This is a genomic window from Gluconacetobacter azotocaptans (assembly GCF_014174355.1).
GTDB classification, from domain to species: domain Bacteria; phylum Pseudomonadota; class Alphaproteobacteria; order Acetobacterales; family Acetobacteraceae; genus Gluconacetobacter; species Gluconacetobacter azotocaptans.
Genome location: NZ_JABEQF010000001.1, coordinates 79613 through 95733 on the forward strand (window position 1 = coordinate 79613; position 16121 = coordinate 95733).

Consider the following 16121-nt stretch of genomic DNA (forward strand, 5'->3'; position numbering starts at 1 on the left):
ATCGTGGTAGATGATCATTGCTGTGTACCGTGACCAGCATGAGCCATGGTGCGGAGCAGGTGGGGCGGCGCTCTCTGCCCCTTATCGCCAGGCGTCGAGGACGAGATCGGCCGTGGCCGTTTCAACCTGCTGGCCATATCGCGTATGATAGACGTGCATCGACGCCTTGTAGGCGGCATCTGACGAGCTGCAAAGCGCATCGGTGACGACGACGGTTCGATAGCCGCGATCGACCGCGCCCAGAACGGTCGCGAGCACGCAGATATCGGTCTCGCCGCCGCTGATGATGAGGGTGTCGATTCTGCGCGTTTGCAGCCGGGAGTGGAGGGCACCATCCATCCACGGCGAGTAGACATGTTTGTCGAACACCTCCGCCGGAGGCACGAAACGCGCAAGATCGGGCATCAGCTCGATCATGTCCGCACCGAGCCTTTCGATCGTCATGGAGGCCCAGCGCTGGTAATAGCGGCGCCATGTTCCCCATCCCTCGCCGGGGTGCGCTGCGGGTATGAAACGGGTGAAAATGGTCCTGGCCGGGTCGTGCGCGACGATCCGTGCCGCCGTCGGACAGACGCGGTCCATCCAGGGCGTATGCCAATCGGTCTTTTCCGCGAACAGGCGTTGCATGTCGACGCAGACATGGACGCAATGTTCGCCAAGAGGACCATAGCGGACTGCGTTTGGCATCACCCCCTCCGGATTGCCTCAGCGCACGTCGTCGACTGACAACGAATGGCAGCAGGAAATGTTGCATCTGGTTGTTCTGATCCCAGGGTCAGGGGGCTGATGTTCCAGGGCGCCTGCGACATTGCGTGACCGCGCCTGATCATCCCCGCCCGACAAGACATGGGGGCGTTTCCCAGCTTCACCACCGGTGTATCCGCTTTCGGAAAAAGAACAGGTTTGGTTTATTTTGAGAAAACATAAATAAAATGTGATTGTGAAATTATATCGTCAACATTTATGCAGAAACCGGCTTCGCTCTTCCAAATTTACTATGGGGGACCATCGAAGCCATAACTGCCCTTGGCACCGACGCCAATATCGCCGTACCCATTGCCACGCAGGTGCCGCGTGCCGCGATCACCGTAATTCGGCCCGCATGCCGCCAGTAGAAGCAGGCCGGCCAGCGGCAGGACTTTCAGCGCATGGACCGTCATCACGCGCCCTGCGGCCACGCTGCCATCTCGGGAACACCCTTCCGGAGGTGACATGACCGGTGCCGAAGCCGTTTCGTCCGTATTGATACCCATCGCCATATCCTTGTGCATCCTATGCCCGGACCTTCTCCGTCCCCGCAGGGGGCAGGATCCGACCACGAATTCGTCTGGTCCCCATCGTTCGGAGCGGCGCTATTGCGGGCCGTGATCGGGCTTGAGGATCGGCGGCGTCAGCATTCGATTCGCCTCATGCTCACCCCGGGACACGTTCATCGACGAGGGCGACGGCGGGGCTTTCGCATCAGGGGGATTGCCTCCCTGCTTTGGAACGGTGGGCGCTTTGCTTGTCTTATGCCTATGGGATCCGGCAGGCGTCGTGAGACGTGCTGCGGTCGCTCGCACCGGGTTGGGCCGTCGGGGCAGGCTGACCCCATGCCGTGCCGCTTCCCACAACCAGCGCAACAGAAAGAGGGAGGGCAAGAAACTGGCGCATGGCTGTTCTCCTTGTCTTCGATCAAAAAAAACGGGGTCTGCCGATCTAACTCTCGCCGGCGGGATGAGTTCACGTTTCGGACCACTTTTTTGTGATTTCGTGTGCGCGTGCTGCGCGCGATTCGCGCTCCGGCCCCGATATTTTCGGGTGTGACCTTCCCGCAAGCGGGGCGTCGCACGAGGCAAGGAGGCAACCTTCCCCTGTTCTCGTCATTATGTTTACAGCTTTCGAACGGGTTGTTCGCATCAATGGCGGCTCGGTCGTCACGATGGCCTGACATCCCGGCACGGCCTGTCGGCGGTCTGGCCCCTTCTCCCTATGCGCGTTTCGAGCGCACCAATCGCGCAACAGGCGAATTTTAATCCTGACCGCAGGAGGAATCTTGCACGATGCATGAAGCATGAAATCGGTCCAACGACATCTGGCATGACATCGTGGCATTCGATGAACTGTCGGCGAATGAACCGCGACGAATCGAAATCGACGGCAAGCCTCTTGTCGTGTTGAAGGAAGGCGGCCGGATCCACGCATTGTCGGCGAAATGTCCCCATAAGGGGGCGCCGCTGGAGAAAGGCGCGGTGTGCGACGGCACGCTGGTCTGCCCTTGGCACAAAGCGATCTTTTCGGTGGTCGACGGGCGATTGATGGAGCCACCGGCACTTGATCCGTTGGAGTCCTTTCCGGTGGAGGTGCGCGACGGGCGCGTCCTGATCCAATACCGCCCGAAAGCGATCGGCCCGACGTCCAGCGAAGTGCGACGGATGCCGTCGGAAGCGGAATCGGTGGTGATTGTCGGTGCCGGCGCGGCAGGGACCACGACGGCCGTATCCTTGCGTGAATTCGGGTTCGGAGGGCCGATCGCCCTCATCGATCCCGAGAAACGGGCGCCTTACGATCGCACGGCCCTCAGCAAGACGGTCCTGGCCGGGAAGAGCGAGGGAAACGCGCCACCTGCACTACTGCCGGCCGACAGGATGTCGGAAGATCGTATCACGCGGATTACCGAGCGGGTGGTCGCGCTGGATCCGGAAACCCGCAGCGTGACGCTGTCGGATAGTCGGGTGGTCATGGGCAGGCACCTGGTATTGGCGCCGGGTGCCCACCCGGTCCGGCTGCCTGTGGAGGGTGCCGGCCTGAAAGGCGTGCACAGCCTGCGCACGGCCGACGACGCGCAGCATATTCTGGAAGGCGTTTCCCCAGACGGTCATGCCGTCATTGTGGGAGGAAGCTTCATCGCCATGGAGGCGGCAGCCGCATTGCGCCAGCGCGGCACGCGTGTGAGCGTCGTTTCACGCGATAAAGTCCCCTTCTGCACCGCCTTCGGCACCAGGGTAGGGGAGAGCCTTCTGCGGCTTCATCTGGACCATGGGGTGGCCTGGCATGGCGGACGTGAGGTCGCCAGAATCGAACAACAGGCTGGGGCGCTGGCGGTCAGCCTGGACGATGGCCGGAAGTTGGACGCGGATATTGTGCTGATCGGTGTCGGTGTGCGGCCCGCGACGGGGTTTGTCCCCGCACTGACCGAGGAGGATGGTGGAATTGACGTTGACGCCGCCTTGCAGGCCAAGCCGGGCATTTACGTTGCGGGCGACTGCGCCCGGCTGGAGCACGCCGGCCGCCGAAGCCGGATCGAGCACTGGCGCACGGCCGAGGTCCTTGGACGCCGGGTGGCCCGTACCATCATGGGACAACCGATATCCGCGGCGACGGTTCCCTGGTTCTGGACCCAGCAGTTCGGAAAAAAGATAGAATATGCGGGGTTTCATCAACCCTTCGACCATATCGTGGTCGATGGCGATGTGGATGCGTTCGATTTCACCGCACGGCATTACCGCGACAACCGATACGTCGGAATTGTCAGCGCGGGACGCCCCGGTGTGACCGCACACGTCGTTGGGACCGGGCAACTGACCTGAATGCAATGCCGGGTCTGATCCCCCGTGAGCGGACAGGACGGGTTCAAGCTCATCCCCCCTGGCCGCCGTCAGGATGGGGACCGATCCGCTGGAACTTTTCGGCAGGGGCAGGCGCTAAGCTTCATCCTGCGTGTGCATGGTAATCGATCGGCGCACCGTGATGATCGACAGCAGGCCAGCGACAATCAGCGCTGCACTGCACATATACCATGCGGCGTCGAAGCGTCCCGTGTAGGACACGATATAGCCGGTCACGATCGGGGCAAGAAGCCCGAGCGAATTGCTGAAGGTCAAGGTGACGCCGGTTACTGCGCCGATCTTCCGTCCATCTTCGACAAGGTCGGTCAGCAGCGCGGTATTGGCGCCATTTGCTGCAATCAGGCAGCACAGCGAGATCGAAAGAACCAGGAGAATGGGCGCCATGGTATGAAAATGCGGCAGCAACCCGATCGACGCGGCCCCGGTGAGGCAAGCTGCGACAATGAACCGTCGACGCGGGGGATGAAGGCTGTTCCGAAACACGATCTGTTCGGAAATCCGCCCCAGTATCACCGCGCCGACCGCGGCGGACAAATAGCAAAGTGCGGTGTTGGTTCCCGACCCGGTGACGTCAATATGCAGCTCGTGAATCAGATAGAGCGGCATCCATGACATGACCAGGAAGTTGAGGTAATTTTGCGTGCATTGCACGACGAGGATTCCGCAGAACGAGGGCGATCTGAAGAGGGCCCGCACCTCGCGGATCGATATGGGGGTTCTTCTGTGCCGGTGTGCCCCCTCGGTGGGGTTGCGGTAAATCAGCCACCATGCCGCGGCCCAGATCAGCCCTATAAGTCCGAGCGCGATAAACTCGAAGCGCCATCCGAACAACGCAATCAGATAGGCGCCGGCGATCGTGCCGCCTGCTAGGCCCAATTGCATACCGGTCAGAAGGACGGTCATGACCGAACCGCGTTCTTTCGGAAGCGCCCAGTTTCTGACGACGGTCGCGCCGACGCCGAATGTGGGTGCTTCTCCGACACCCAGCAGCACGCGGGTCATCAGGAACTGGGAGATATTCTGAACCATGCCGCCCAGCAGCATCGCGCATGACCACAGGGCGACGGCGACACTGCCGACGATACGGGCGCCCACGATGTCGAGCACGATCGTCGATGGCAGATTCAGCAGAAAATAGGACCACAGAAAGCTTGAGGACACCCAGCCCATCTCGACCGGGGTCAGTGTGAATTCCTTTCCCAGGGCGGGCAGGGCGATCGAAAGCGCCGCGCGATCGCCGTAGCTGATGACGTACATCAGAAACACGAGCAGGAAGAATACATAGCGGGACGGGATTTTTCGGTGTGCCAGAGCGCCCATGGCCGACTCTTCCGATGCGATGCCGTATGGCCCCTCGGGGTTGGTCCGTTCACCAGACATGGCTACGTTCCCTTGACGTTGGTGGGGGCCATCATTCCGCCGGTCGCTACCGGTCGTTTTTCCGGTCGGTCATGACGCAGCATCCACACGCCCGAGCCGACGATCAGCAGTCCGCCGGTCAGCATCGCAATGCCGGGGATCTCGCCAAAGCCGAACCAGCCGATGACCGAGGCCCAAAGCAGGCCCGAATAGGCAAAGGGGCCGATGGCGGACACCTGCGCCGAGGCGAAGGCTTCGGTTTGCAGGACCTGCGCGATGCCGGCGAAAGCGCCGACTGCGACCAGGCACAGGCCGTCGGTCATATGTGGCGTGGTCCAGATGAACGGCAGGGGAAGGGCCGTGGCGACGGTCATCAGGATGGCTTGCCACAGGGCGATGGTCGTACTCGACTCCGTCGCCGAAAGCTGTCGGATCTGCATGGTGGTCAACGCACCGACCGCGCCTTGTGCAAGTGCTACGACATAGGCCCAGTTGGGGACGGAATCCGGCCCCGAATGCAGAAGCCCCTTTCCCAACGCAACGACGATGACCCCGGAGAAGCCGATCGAAACCGCGACCCAGCGATGAAGCGACGGTCTTTCGTGGAGCAGGGGGATCGACAGCAGAACGAGGAAGAGCGGCTGCGTGTAGGAGAGCACCTGCTGTTCCGCGAGGGGCAGCCTGGTGACGGTGACCACAATCATGATCATGCTGATCAGGCCGACGACCGAGCGGATCAGGTGACCGCCGAAATGGTGCGTTTTCAGCGTCATCTTCGTGCGCGCGGCGATCATCATGACGAATGGCAGAGAAAACAGATTCCGAAAGAAGATGATCTCGAGAGCCGGAAGCTGGGAGCCCGTCAATTTCTGGAGGGCATTCAGCATGGCCGTAAATAATGTGGCCGACGCCAACAGCAGCGCTCCGCGTTTCAGGTCGTGCTTCATAGCGATGTTCACCCCAAAGCACGACACAGACGCGTGTGCACCTCATAACGGACCGGTCGGGGCCCTGTGGCATCTTGCCGCCGGACCGTCACGATAATGTAATGCTCCAGATTCCGTTTGTGGTCATAAAAGTTTGCTTCGCCCCGATAGGGAATTCTTATGCCTGTGGGCATCAGTCCATGAGTCGGTGGGCGGGCGTCAGTTCTGCACCGGTCGCTTCGATTTCAGAGCGAATGGCGCGGGCAAGATCCAGTGATCCCGGCGTGTCGCTATGCACCAGGATCGAACGCGCCTTCACCGGCAGGCGGGATCCGTCGATTGTCATGACAGATCCGTCCTCCAGAAACCGGCGCACGCGCGCGCGGACGTCGGCCAGGTCATGAATGACGGCGCCCGGTTGCCCGCGGGGCACCAATGTTCCGGCGGCCGTATAGGCGCGATCGGCCAGAAAGAGGGTCAGCACACGCAGGCCGGCCTTTTCGGCCGCGCGTTCCGTAAGCTGGCCGGGCATCGAAAACACGGTCAGCTCGCGGTCCAGCGCGGCGATGGTTCGGGCCAGTCGCAGGGCAAGCCCTTCGTCCGCATTGGCCATGGTGCCGAAGGCGGCGTGATAGCTGACATGCGTCACGCGGTGTCCGTGCCGCGCCGCGACCGCCTGCAGGGCGCCGACCTGATAGGCCAGCATGGCCTCCATGTCGGCGTCGGATACCGCCATCGTCCTGCGTCCGAAACCGATGAGATCGGGCAGGCCGGGGTGCGCGCCGATGCCCACCCCTCTTTCCTTCGCGGCCCGAACGGTGCGGTCCATGATGGCGTAATCGCCGGCATGGAATCCGCATGCGACATTGGCCGAGGAGACGACGCTCATCAGTCCGTCATCGTCGGCGATGCTCCAGCGGCCGAAGCCTTCGCCCATGTCGGAATTGAGATCGATTTTCATGCCTGGGTTCCGGACGTAAGGGGAGCGCGCCGTTGGACGGACCCGCGGTAAAGGGCGACCATCATGCGCAGGTCATCGAGGTAGGATGCGATCGGCTGCATGGCGGCGACCCCTTGGGAATGGTCGCATTGCGCGAAGCGTATCCGCGTGCCGATGCGCGCCTGGGCGAGGCGCCAGAGATCGGCCTCGATGACACCGGCGATCCGGGGGTAGCCGCCGGCGGTATTGGCGTCGGCCATCTGCACGATGGGCTCGCCGGCGGGAGGCACCTGGACGATGCCCGGGACAATGCCATACGAGCGCAGTTCGATCGGGCGCTGTAACGCCAAGGGGTCGCCCTTGAGGCGATATCCCACGCGATCGCTCTGCGGGGTGATGCGCCATTCCGTCTGCCAGAACCGGTCGCGCGCCGCGCCGGTAAAGAGGTGATAGTCCGTGGCGGGAATGGCGCGCAGCGTCACGACGTTGCCTTCCCCGCGATCGCAGGGGCGGCTGAGGGCCGCGGCGGGAGGCAGCGCCCCATATCCCGACGACGCGGGGCCGCCGGCGATTTTCAGGGCATCGTCCACCTCAAGCGGTCTGCCCGACAGGCCGCCGAATCCGCCGCGCAGCTGGGTGCTGCGCGAGCCGAGCACCAAGGGTACGTCCAACCCACCCGCGACGCATACATACGCGCGGGCGCCACGGCGCGGGGGACCTACCGTGAGAACCTGCCCAGCCGCCGCATGTTCGACGGACCAGGGCAGGACAGGATGTCCGTCGAGTTCCACAGCGGCGTCGACGCCCGTGACGGCGAAGCTGCCGGCGGCTTCGAATCGAATGACGAACGGATAGGTCTGGATCTCGATGCCCGCATCACCCGGCTGGTTACCCAGAAGAATATTGCCGACCTGAAGAGCCAGGGGATCCATGGCGCCTGAGGTTCCGACGCCGAGCTGGCGATAGCCGGATCGTCCCAGATCCTGCACCGTATTCAGCGCCGAGGTTTCGAGGACGGTAATCACAGTTCGATACTTTCGGGATGGAAGCGGATACGGTCCCCGATCGAAAACAGCGCGGGCGGGTCCCTGTGCGGGTCGAACAGGGCGACTTCGGCAAAGCCGATGGAATTCCAGCCGTTTGGTCCCGTCAGGGCGGAAATTCCGGCCTGCATGCCGCCGATCGTCACCGTGCCGGCCAGCATTTTCAGCGAGGGAACCGCCTTTCGGGGCGTGGCGATGCGCGGATCAAGGCCGTGCAGATATCCGAACCCGGGCGCGCTTCCCAGCGCGCAGACCGTATATTCGCCGGCATGGTGGATGGAAATGACGTCCGACGGCGAGAGGCCGGTATGGGCGGCGACATGGGCAAGGTCTTCGCCCAATGCCCCGCCATAGCGCACGCCGACCTCGAAGAGGCGCCCCTTGATATGCCGTTCGGGCAATGTCTCCCACGCGTGCCGAAGCCAGTCGGCCACCTTCCGGGGCTGCTCGGGCGGAACGGAAAAGACCAGCATCAGGTTCGTTACGCCGGGGATCAGTTCCTGGACGTCGCTGCGGCCGCCGGCTTCCTCCATCAACGCCCAGATCTGGCGTTGCTGGGCGAGTGTGAATTCGCCCGGCGCCTCGAACAGCATCGCCCGCGTCCCGATCATGCTGACGACCGGCAGGTCGCTCGCCGCGTGGGTCACGGCCTCGGCCAGCATGTCGGTCTCCGGACCCGGAGTGTGCGTCGTATCCCTGTTCACCTTACGCCGTCTCCAGCACAATGTTCGCTCACGCCACGAAGGTGTGAAAGGCCTGGATCTGAGACCGATATCGCAACGATATATGCCCAGATTCTCCAATTCGATGATCGAAAATATGACAGTTCACGGCGCGCTCGCCAGAGCCATTTTCGCTGTGAGGCTATCGGATAATCTTATGGGTCAATCTGGTAACCGCTTCTATCGCATTATCTTATGGCGCAAGAACGAACTGCTCTTGGCGCTGCGATTGTTACGATACTAGCATCAAGCGGATAATTTCCGGTCGACGCACGATGACCTGCGCCGAGCGGCGACTTTATTTCTTGCAGGATCGGGATTCAAGCAGATGAGCAACCAGCCGTATCGTACCGCTCTCGTCACCGGAGCGTCCTCTGGAATCGGTGCGGCGATCGTCGGGCGCTTGCGGGAAGCCGGGATCGAGGTTCACGCCGTCGCCCGCGACAAGGACCGGCTGGCACGGTTGGCCGACGAGACCGGTTGTATTCCCCATGCGCTGAGCGTGTCCGATCGTGACGGCATGGCAGACCTGCTCAGCACGCTCGACGTCGATATTCTGGTCAATAACGCGGGGCAGTCCCGCACGGGCAATATCACCAACACGACCCCGGATGACATTGATGCCCTGGTCGATGTGAATCTGCGCGCTGTCCTGCAGCTGACCCATCTGGTCGTCCCGGGCATGATCCGGCGCGATCGCGGCCATATCGTCAACATCAGCTCGATCGCCGGTCATTACGCGTTCGCCGGGGGAAACACGATCTACCATGCGACGAAGGCAGGGGTGCATTCGCTTTCCCAACAGTTGCGCTGCGATCTTTATGGGTCGCACGTGCGGGTGACCGAAATTTCGCCGGCGCGCGTGGAGACCGAAGTATTCGGTCGATTGATCGGCGACATGGAAGAAGCGAAGCGCAGGTTTTTCGACGAGTACGAATCTCTTCTGCCGGTGGACATTGCCAATTCGGTTGCCTTTGCGGTGCTGGCGCCGCAGCGCATGAACGTCAGCTTTATGGAAGTGCTGCCGACGATGCAGGTGGTCGGTGGTCTGAACTTCGCGAAGAAATCAGCTGATCCGGCGTGACGCCAGTGGATATCCTGCGCCTTAAACGCCTGATCGATCTGTTCGCGCATGCTCCAATCAACGAACTGGAGGTGGAGGACGGCGGTCAACTGATCCGGATAAGCCGTGGAAACACGGCCGGTCCGGCGCCGGTCGTCGTGCCGCGACCGCCTGATGGCCCGGCAGCGACGATCGTCCCGGAGCGGCCTGCCGCGCCGGTGGAAGACGTTCGCGTTATTACGGCCCCCACCTATGGCGTTCTTCATCTTTCACCGTCACCGGGGACGCCGCCCTATGTGACGATGGGGCAGGACATAGAGGCTGGGCAACAGGTGGGGCTTGTCGAGGCAATGAAGGTGTTCAACGCGGTCAAGGCGACGCTGTCGGGTCGGATCGTGGAGATCCTGGTTCAGGATGGCGCGGAAGTGGAGGCAGGTTCGCCCCTGTTTCGTCTGAAATGAGCGACACACAACGTTTCGACCGGGTCCTGATCGCCAATCGGGGCGAAATAGCCCTACGTATCCAGCGTGCGTGCCGGCGGCTTGGACTGGAAACGGTCGCCGTTCACTCCGAGGCCGATGCCGAGAGCCGTCATGTGCGCGAAGCGGATGTCGCCTTATGCATCGGGCCCGCGGCTGCGGCCCGAAGCTATTTGGACACCGATGCGCTGTTGCTGGCCGCCAGGGTCACCGGGGCGTCGGCCATTCATCCCGGATATGGATTTCTCTCGGAAAATGCCGATTTCGCGGACGCCGTCGAAGCTGCGGGCCTGACGTTCATCGGCCCGACCGGCGCGTCCATTCGCCAGATGGGTGACAAGATCACGGCCAAGCGCGCCATGCGGGACGCGGGCGTGCCCTGTGTGCCCGGCTCTGACGGACCGTTGCCCGCTTCGATGGACGAGGTTCAGGTCCTGGCCGAGACGGTTGGCTTTCCGGTGATCGTGAAGGCATCGGGCGGCGGCGGTGGCCGGGGCATGCGTGTCGTGTGGGACGCCGCCGATCTGGCCGAGGCCGTGACGCTGACGGCGAAAGAGGCCCAGCAGGCCTTCGGCAACCCCACCCTGTACCTCGAGCGCTTCATGCAGAAGCCGCGTCATATCGAGATCCAGGTGCTCTGCGATACCCATGGGACGGCCTTGTGGCTGGGTGCACGCGACTGTTCGCTTCAGAGACGCCACCAGAAAGTGCTGGAAGAAGCGCCCGCGCCGGGAATTTCCCCCGCCGTTATTGCCGAGATCGGCGCCCGTTGTGCCGAGGCGTGCCGCAAGATCGGATATCGCGGGGCCGGGACCTTCGAATTCCTGTATGAGGACGGTATTTTCGCCTTCATCGAGATGAATACCCGCGTGCAGGTGGAACACCCGATTACCGAAGCGACGACCGGTATCGACATCGTCTGCGAGCAGTTGAAAATCGCGCAAGGCGAGGCGCTGGCAATCGGGCAGGAAGACGTCGTCACGTACGGTCATGCGATCGAGTGCCGTATCAACGCCGAGGACCCGTTTTCGTTCATGCCGTCACCGGGTACGATCTCGCGCTGGGACCTGCCGGGCGGTCCGGGAATCAGGGTCGATACGCATGTTGTCGGCGGTTATACGGTCCAGCCCTATTACGACTCGCTGATCGGCAAGGTCATCGGCCACGGCGCCTCGCGGGAGGAAGCCATCGCGCGTCTGCGCGTCGCGCTGGCGGAAATGCGCGTGGAGGGGGTTTTCACCAATCTGCGGTTGCATCAGGACGTGCTGGCGGACCCTCGCTTTCAGGAGGGAGGCGTCGATATTCATTATCTCGAGCGGTGGCTTGCGGAGAGGGCGGCGTCGTGACCGGACCATCGAAATTGATCCCCGATCTGGATACGCTGCCGGAAATAGAGGAAATCGGCCAGATCGCGACCTGGCTGGCCGAAGCGGGGCTGGAGTCCATGGAGCTTTCAAGCTGCATGGGCGGTCGGCTGCGGATCTTGGTGGCGCAAACGCCCCTGCCGGTGGGGCAGGACGTGATCGCCCCGTCTGTGCCGCAACCTGCGGTGGCCGAGCCGGTGGCCGCGAAGGCGCCGTTCTTCGGCCGTCTGTGTCTGGTGAATCCGCTCGGCGAGGAAGCGTTTGCTCCTGTCGGATCGACTGTCCGGAAGGGCGATATCGTCGCTCTTCTGACTCTCGAAACTCTTCAGGTTCCTGTCACGGCGCCGATCGACGGCGAGGTGGTGGAAATCGTCGGACGAGCGGACGATCTTGTCGGATACGGCGCGGAAATATTGAGAATCAGGCCCCTTTAGCCGGGGAACTGCTCTCGTGGGGCGCAGCCGGGGGGAAGCACATGTCTTCCCCCGGCCTTTTTTTGTCTTACGTCAACGAAGACACGAATTCGGCAATACGCCGGCAGCCCTCGCGCAGCGTGTCCGTGTCCGTCGCATAGGAAATGCGGAAGAAGGGGCTCATCCCGTAAGCCGCGCCCTGCACGGTCGCGACCTGCTGCTCTTCCAGAAGCGCCATGACGAAGTCGGTGTCGGTCTCGATCCGGCGGCCGCCTTTGGTGGTCTTCCCCAGGCAGGCGCCGATTTCGGGATAGACGTAGAACGCGCCCTGCGGCGTGTGGCATCGCAGGCCGGGGATGGCGTTCAGAAGGCCGACGACGAGGTCCCGCCGCGCCTGATATTCACGCGCCCGATCCTTGAGATAGTCTTGCGGGCCTTCAAGTGCGGCAATGGCGGCGGCCTGGGCGATCGTGTTGATGCCGCTGGTGGCCTGACCCTGCATGTTGTTCATGGCGGCGATCAGGTCCCTCGGGCCGCCACAAAATCCGACGCGCCATCCGGTCATGGCATAGGCTTTGGAGACGCCGTTGACCGTCAGGACCCGATCTTTCAGGCGCGGCTCGATTTCCGCCAGCGTGCGGAATTCAAACTCATCGTATATAAGGTGTTCGTAGATATCGTCCGTCAGGATCCACACATGCGGATGTTTCATCATGACGGCCGCGATGTCTTCCAGATCCTGTCGGGGGCAGCAGGCGCCCGTCGGATTGTTGGGGAAATTCAGCACCAGCCACTTGGTCTTCGGCGTGATCGCCGCCTCCAGGTCGCTCGCTGACAGGCGGAAATCATTGCCGGCAGGGCAGGGGACCTGCACGATCCGGGCGCCCCCCAACCGGGCGATGTCGGCATAGCTGATCCAGTAAGGCGTCGGCAGCACCACTTCGTCACCCGGATTGCAGGTGGCCATCATGGCATTGTAGATGATCTGCTTCGCGCCGTTCGCGATCAGGATTTCATCCAGCTCGTAACGAAGGTTGTTGTCCCTCAGGAACTTGTTCTGGACGGCCTTCTTCAGGGCCGGCTTGCCGTCCTGCGGCGGGTATTTTGTGTCCCCACCGCGGGCGGCCACGATGGCGGCCTCGACAACGTGGCCGGGTGTCGGGAAGTCGGGTTCCCCCGACGACAGGCTGACGATCTTCACGCCTTGGGCCTTGAGCGCAGACGCCTTGTCTGTCATGGCTGCGGAAGCAGAGATCGCAATCCCATTCAGTCGGTCTGCAAAGCCAGGCATCGATGGTTTCTCCAGTCTCGATAGCGCGATATTGCTTATGGTTCGGTCAAGTCTAGATCGTTTCGTATTCGCTTAGATACCGACGAAAATAGTCTGACCCCATACAACAATTATATGGAGGTGGAGGGGGCTGCCGACATTACAATCCCGGGAACGGTTGGCTCGAACGCCGGGCTTGACGTCGATCGTCTCATTCTCCGATCTCAGGATTCACAATGGCCGACACGATGCGGGATAGTGAAGTCAGCGATTGCCTGTCCTCCGGCCCCGTCGGAGGGGCGGCGGACGGACAGGCCGGTCGGCCAGGCTATCGGGTCGAGCAGGACCTGCTGGGGAAACTCGAGATTCCCGCCGATGCCCTTTGGGGTGTGCATACCCAGCGGGCCATCGAAAATTTTCGGATCAGCGGCACGCCCATCGGTGCGTTTGAAGAGCTTGTTCGGGCGCTGGTGATCGTCAAACAGGCGGCCGCACGGGCCAATTGCGCTCTGGGATATCTGGACGTTGAGCGTGCAACGGCAATTGGCGCGGCGTGTACTGAAATATTGAACGACGGACGCTACCGCGACCACTTCGTCGTGGATGCCATGCAGGGTGGGGCGGGAACGTCCACCAACATGAATACGAACGAGGTCATCGCGAACGTCGCGCTCGAGATGTCCGGCAGATGCCGGGGCGACTATGCCGCCCTGCATCCCAACGACCACGTCAACATGGCGCAGTCGACTAACGATGCCTACCCGACGGCCCTCAGGCTGGCGGCGCTTCTTGCCATCGACCCCCTGGTCGCTGCGCTGACCGGTCTGGCGGCGGGTCTTGGCGTGAAGGCGGTGGAGTTCGCATCGATCCTCAAGGTCGGCCGTACCCAGTTGCGTGACGCTGTGCCGATGACACTGGGCCAGGAATTTGGGGCGTTCAAAAGCACGATCGAGGCGGAAATCCGCAGCCTGAAGGACCAGTCGGCCGTGTTTCTTCAGGTCAATCTCGGGGGGACGGCTGTTGGTACCGGCCTGAATACCGACCCGCGTTACAGGCGGGTGGTCACGGCCGAATTGGCGCAATTGACCGGGCGCCCGATCGTGCCTGCCGTCGACCTGATCGAGGCGACGTCGGATGTCGGGGCGTTCACACTGTTTTCCGGCGTGTTGAAGAGGCTGGCCCTCAAACTGTCCAAGATGGCGAGCGATCTGCGATTGCTGTCCAGCGGACCGCGTGCCGGATTGGGCGAGATCGTGCTGCCCGCGGTGCAGGCCGGATCTTCCATCATGCCGGGAAAGATCAACCCGGTCATACCCGAAGTGGTGAATCAGGTTGCCTACCTCGTCGCTGGGCATGATGTGACGATCACGATGTGCGCGGATGGCGGGCAGTTGCAGCTTAACCCGTTCGAGCCGATGATCGGCTATTGTCTGCTTTCCTCGATAAAATTACTGACGTCTGCGGTCAATGCACTTCAGTCGAAATGTGTTGGGGGCATCGTGGCCGACACCGAAAGGTGCCGGTATTTATCTGAAAATAGTATCGGCGTGGTGACGGCGCTGGTGCCGGTGTTGGGCTACGATATGTGTTCGGCGATCGCCAAGCGCGCCCTTGCGGAGCACCGGAAGGTTATCGACCTGGTGCTGGAAGAAGATCTTTTGTCCAAGGAGCGGCTTATGGAGATCTTGCGTCCCGAGGCCCTGACCAGACCAAATCTGGGCGGTGTGCGGGATGAGCCGCCGGGCTAGGATGCCTGCGTTCCCGGCCAGTTCCGCGAGGTTGCCATCGCCCGGGCCAGATCGATCAGCTGTTCGCGGACGGCGACCGAAGCCTCGGTTTCGGGGACCGTTTCGGGAATGCAGAGAGATACGTCTTCCTGGATAACCGGATTGCGCAAGGGATAAATTCGGGATTTTTCAGGCACGACAATACGACTGGCGACCGACCATGGCAGAATTGTGCTGCCGATGCCTTCGGCTATCGATTCCTGCAACGTGAGAAGCGCTTCTATTTCCGCGATGATATTGGGCTTGAGCTGCTTGCGCAGAAAAGCCATGTCAATGCGGCTTCGGACGAAATTATGCTTGGGCGGAACCAGAAGAGGAATGTCGACGATATCCGCCAGTTGAACCGCGCCTGTCGAATCTTGCGGAAATTCCAGAGATATGGGGGAAAGAAGAAAGAAGTCCTCTTTCATCAACGGTGTGAAGACGACACCCTTGATTGGACCGGAGCCATGAATGACGGCCATATCCAGGCGGCCGGTCATGATCAACTCGCTGTATATATCGTCGAAGCTTTCGGTCAAATGAAGAGTGATACCCGGAAGGCGCGACCGAACGCGCTGGAGGAGGTCGACGGCGAGTGTCGAGCCGGCACTGTATGGCGAAAGACCGACCGACACCTTGCCCACCAGTGGCCCGACGCCGTTGCTGATCTCGACCATGGCCCTGTCGAGCTGCTTGATCAATGTTTGCGCGTGCCGATACAATTCCAGGCCGGCCGTCGTCGGGGTGACCCCGCTCTTGCTTCTGATGACGAGCTTCTGCTTGAAAGCACTTTCAAGTGCCGCCAATTGCTGACTGAGTGCGGGCTGGGCAATATTGAGGAGATCAGCGGCGCGCGAGATGCTGCCAAGGTCTATTATTTTTACAAATGCCTGCAGCCGTCTTATGTCCAAGTGAAACTCCATCTTACGGCAAGGGCGTGTTGCTTAGATAATAGGCAATCTCGCCTCATTAGTCAATGAATCAGCGGGCCGCACGTGCCGGCCCGCAGCTTGCCCATGGGCGGTGTGCGTCGGTCATGGTGGCGGGTCAGGGCCGCCTTCCCGAGGGGGCGTAAGGCGCCTGGCCGGTGGAAGCGGCGGGGCCATACAATTTAATTATACTGCCATATTCCGGACTCTGGCGTAATTTGCAACGAAGCAGTCGG

The 16121-nt window shown here is 61.8% G+C and carries 15 protein-coding genes; 6 read left to right on the forward strand and 9 right to left on the reverse strand.

Going from position 1 to position 16121, the window contains the following annotated elements; all coding sequences use genetic code 11:
* Positions 1 to 81: 81 nt before the first annotated feature.
* Together HLH34_RS00430 and HLH34_RS00435 are read right to left on the reverse strand one after the other, a co-directional pair.
* Positions 82 to 687 (reverse strand): cysteine hydrolase family protein, encoded by a 606-nt coding sequence (locus HLH34_RS00430; RefSeq protein ID WP_183117627.1) that lies wholly within the window; start codon positions 685 to 687, stop codon positions 82 to 84.
* A gap of 308 nt (positions 688 to 995) precedes the next feature.
* Positions 996 to 1253 carry a hypothetical protein gene (locus HLH34_RS00435; RefSeq protein ID WP_183117976.1) on the reverse strand — a complete coding sequence of 86 codons (258 nt, stop codon included), beginning with the start codon at positions 1251 to 1253 and terminating at the stop codon, positions 996 to 998.
* 834 nt (positions 1254 to 2087) lie between these two features.
* Here HLH34_RS00435 and HLH34_RS00440 point away from each other — a divergent pair.
* A complete protein-coding gene (locus HLH34_RS00440) occupies positions 2088 to 3569 on the forward strand; it encodes an FAD-dependent oxidoreductase (protein WP_264784203.1) in 1482 nt (493 codons plus the stop codon).
* Positions 3570 to 3683: 114 nt separating this feature from the next.
* Here the strand turns inward: HLH34_RS00440 and HLH34_RS00445 are convergent, their stop codons facing one another.
* From HLH34_RS00445 to pxpB, 5 genes are all read right to left on the reverse strand, one after another.
* On the reverse strand, positions 3684 to 4928 hold the full coding sequence (locus HLH34_RS00445) for an MFS transporter (protein WP_183117935.1): 1245 nt from the start codon (positions 4926 to 4928) through the stop codon (positions 3684 to 3686).
* A gap of 62 nt (positions 4929 to 4990) precedes the next feature.
* Entirely contained in the window at positions 4991 to 5914 is a 924-nt protein-coding gene (locus HLH34_RS00450; RefSeq protein ID WP_183117628.1) for a DMT family transporter, read from the reverse strand.
* Between the two features lie 172 nt (positions 5915 to 6086).
* The gene (locus HLH34_RS00455; protein WP_183117629.1) at positions 6087 to 6854 is read right to left on the reverse strand and encodes a LamB/YcsF family protein; all 768 of its coding nucleotides are present in this window, start codon (positions 6852 to 6854) and stop codon (positions 6087 to 6089) included.
* Positions 6851 to 7858 carry a 5-oxoprolinase subunit C family protein gene (locus HLH34_RS00460; protein ID WP_183117630.1) on the reverse strand — a complete coding sequence of 336 codons (1008 nt, stop codon included), beginning with the start codon at positions 7856 to 7858 and terminating at the stop codon, positions 6851 to 6853. The genes HLH34_RS00455 and HLH34_RS00460 overlap by 4 nt, the downstream gene beginning before the upstream one ends.
* Positions 7855 to 8538, reverse strand: a complete 684-nt coding sequence (gene pxpB / locus HLH34_RS00465; RefSeq protein ID WP_240161334.1) for a 5-oxoprolinase subunit PxpB — start codon at positions 8536 to 8538, stop codon at positions 7855 to 7857. The genes HLH34_RS00460 and pxpB overlap by 4 nt, the downstream gene beginning before the upstream one ends.
* A 388-nt stretch (positions 8539 to 8926) precedes the next feature.
* On the opposite strand from pxpB, the gene HLH34_RS00470 reads away from it, so the two are divergent.
* From HLH34_RS00470 to HLH34_RS00485, 4 genes are read left to right on the forward strand one after another with little or no spacing between them, the layout of a single operon-like run.
* On the forward strand, positions 8927 to 9682 hold the full coding sequence (locus HLH34_RS00470) for an SDR family oxidoreductase (protein WP_183117631.1): 756 nt from the start codon (positions 8927 to 8929) through the stop codon (positions 9680 to 9682).
* Positions 9683 to 9687: 5 nt separating this feature from the next.
* Complete coding sequence (locus HLH34_RS00475; RefSeq protein WP_183117937.1) at positions 9688 to 10122, forward strand: acetyl-CoA carboxylase biotin carboxyl carrier protein; 435 nt, start codon at positions 9688 to 9690, stop codon at positions 10120 to 10122.
* Positions 10119 to 11486, forward strand: coding sequence for an acetyl-CoA carboxylase biotin carboxylase subunit (gene accC, locus HLH34_RS00480; protein WP_183117632.1), 1368 nt, complete (start codon positions 10119 to 10121; stop codon positions 11484 to 11486). Before HLH34_RS00475 ends, accC begins: the two co-directional genes overlap by 4 nt.
* Positions 11487 to 11500: 14 nt before the next feature.
* Complete coding sequence (locus HLH34_RS00485; protein WP_244959528.1) at positions 11501 to 11938, forward strand: acetyl-CoA carboxylase biotin carboxyl carrier protein; 438 nt, start codon at positions 11501 to 11503, stop codon at positions 11936 to 11938.
* A gap of 67 nt (positions 11939 to 12005) precedes the next feature.
* On the opposite strand, the gene HLH34_RS00490 is transcribed toward HLH34_RS00485, so the two are convergent.
* Positions 12006 to 13208 carry a pyridoxal phosphate-dependent aminotransferase gene (locus tag HLH34_RS00490; protein ID WP_183117633.1) on the reverse strand — a complete coding sequence of 401 codons (1203 nt, stop codon included), beginning with the start codon at positions 13206 to 13208 and terminating at the stop codon, positions 12006 to 12008.
* 215 nt (positions 13209 to 13423) lie between these two features.
* Here HLH34_RS00490 and HLH34_RS00495 point away from each other — a divergent pair, with 215 nt between their 5' ends.
* Complete coding sequence (locus tag HLH34_RS00495) at positions 13424 to 14935, forward strand: aspartate ammonia-lyase (RefSeq protein WP_240161303.1); 1512 nt, start codon at positions 13424 to 13426, stop codon at positions 14933 to 14935.
* Here the strand turns inward: HLH34_RS00495 and HLH34_RS00500 are convergent.
* Positions 14932 to 15867 carry a LysR substrate-binding domain-containing protein gene (locus tag HLH34_RS00500; protein ID WP_183117634.1) on the reverse strand — a complete coding sequence of 312 codons (936 nt, stop codon included), beginning with the start codon at positions 15865 to 15867 and terminating at the stop codon, positions 14932 to 14934. The two genes, HLH34_RS00495 and HLH34_RS00500, sit on opposite strands and share 4 nt — an antisense overlap.
* Between the last annotated feature and the right edge of the window lie 254 nt (positions 15868 to 16121).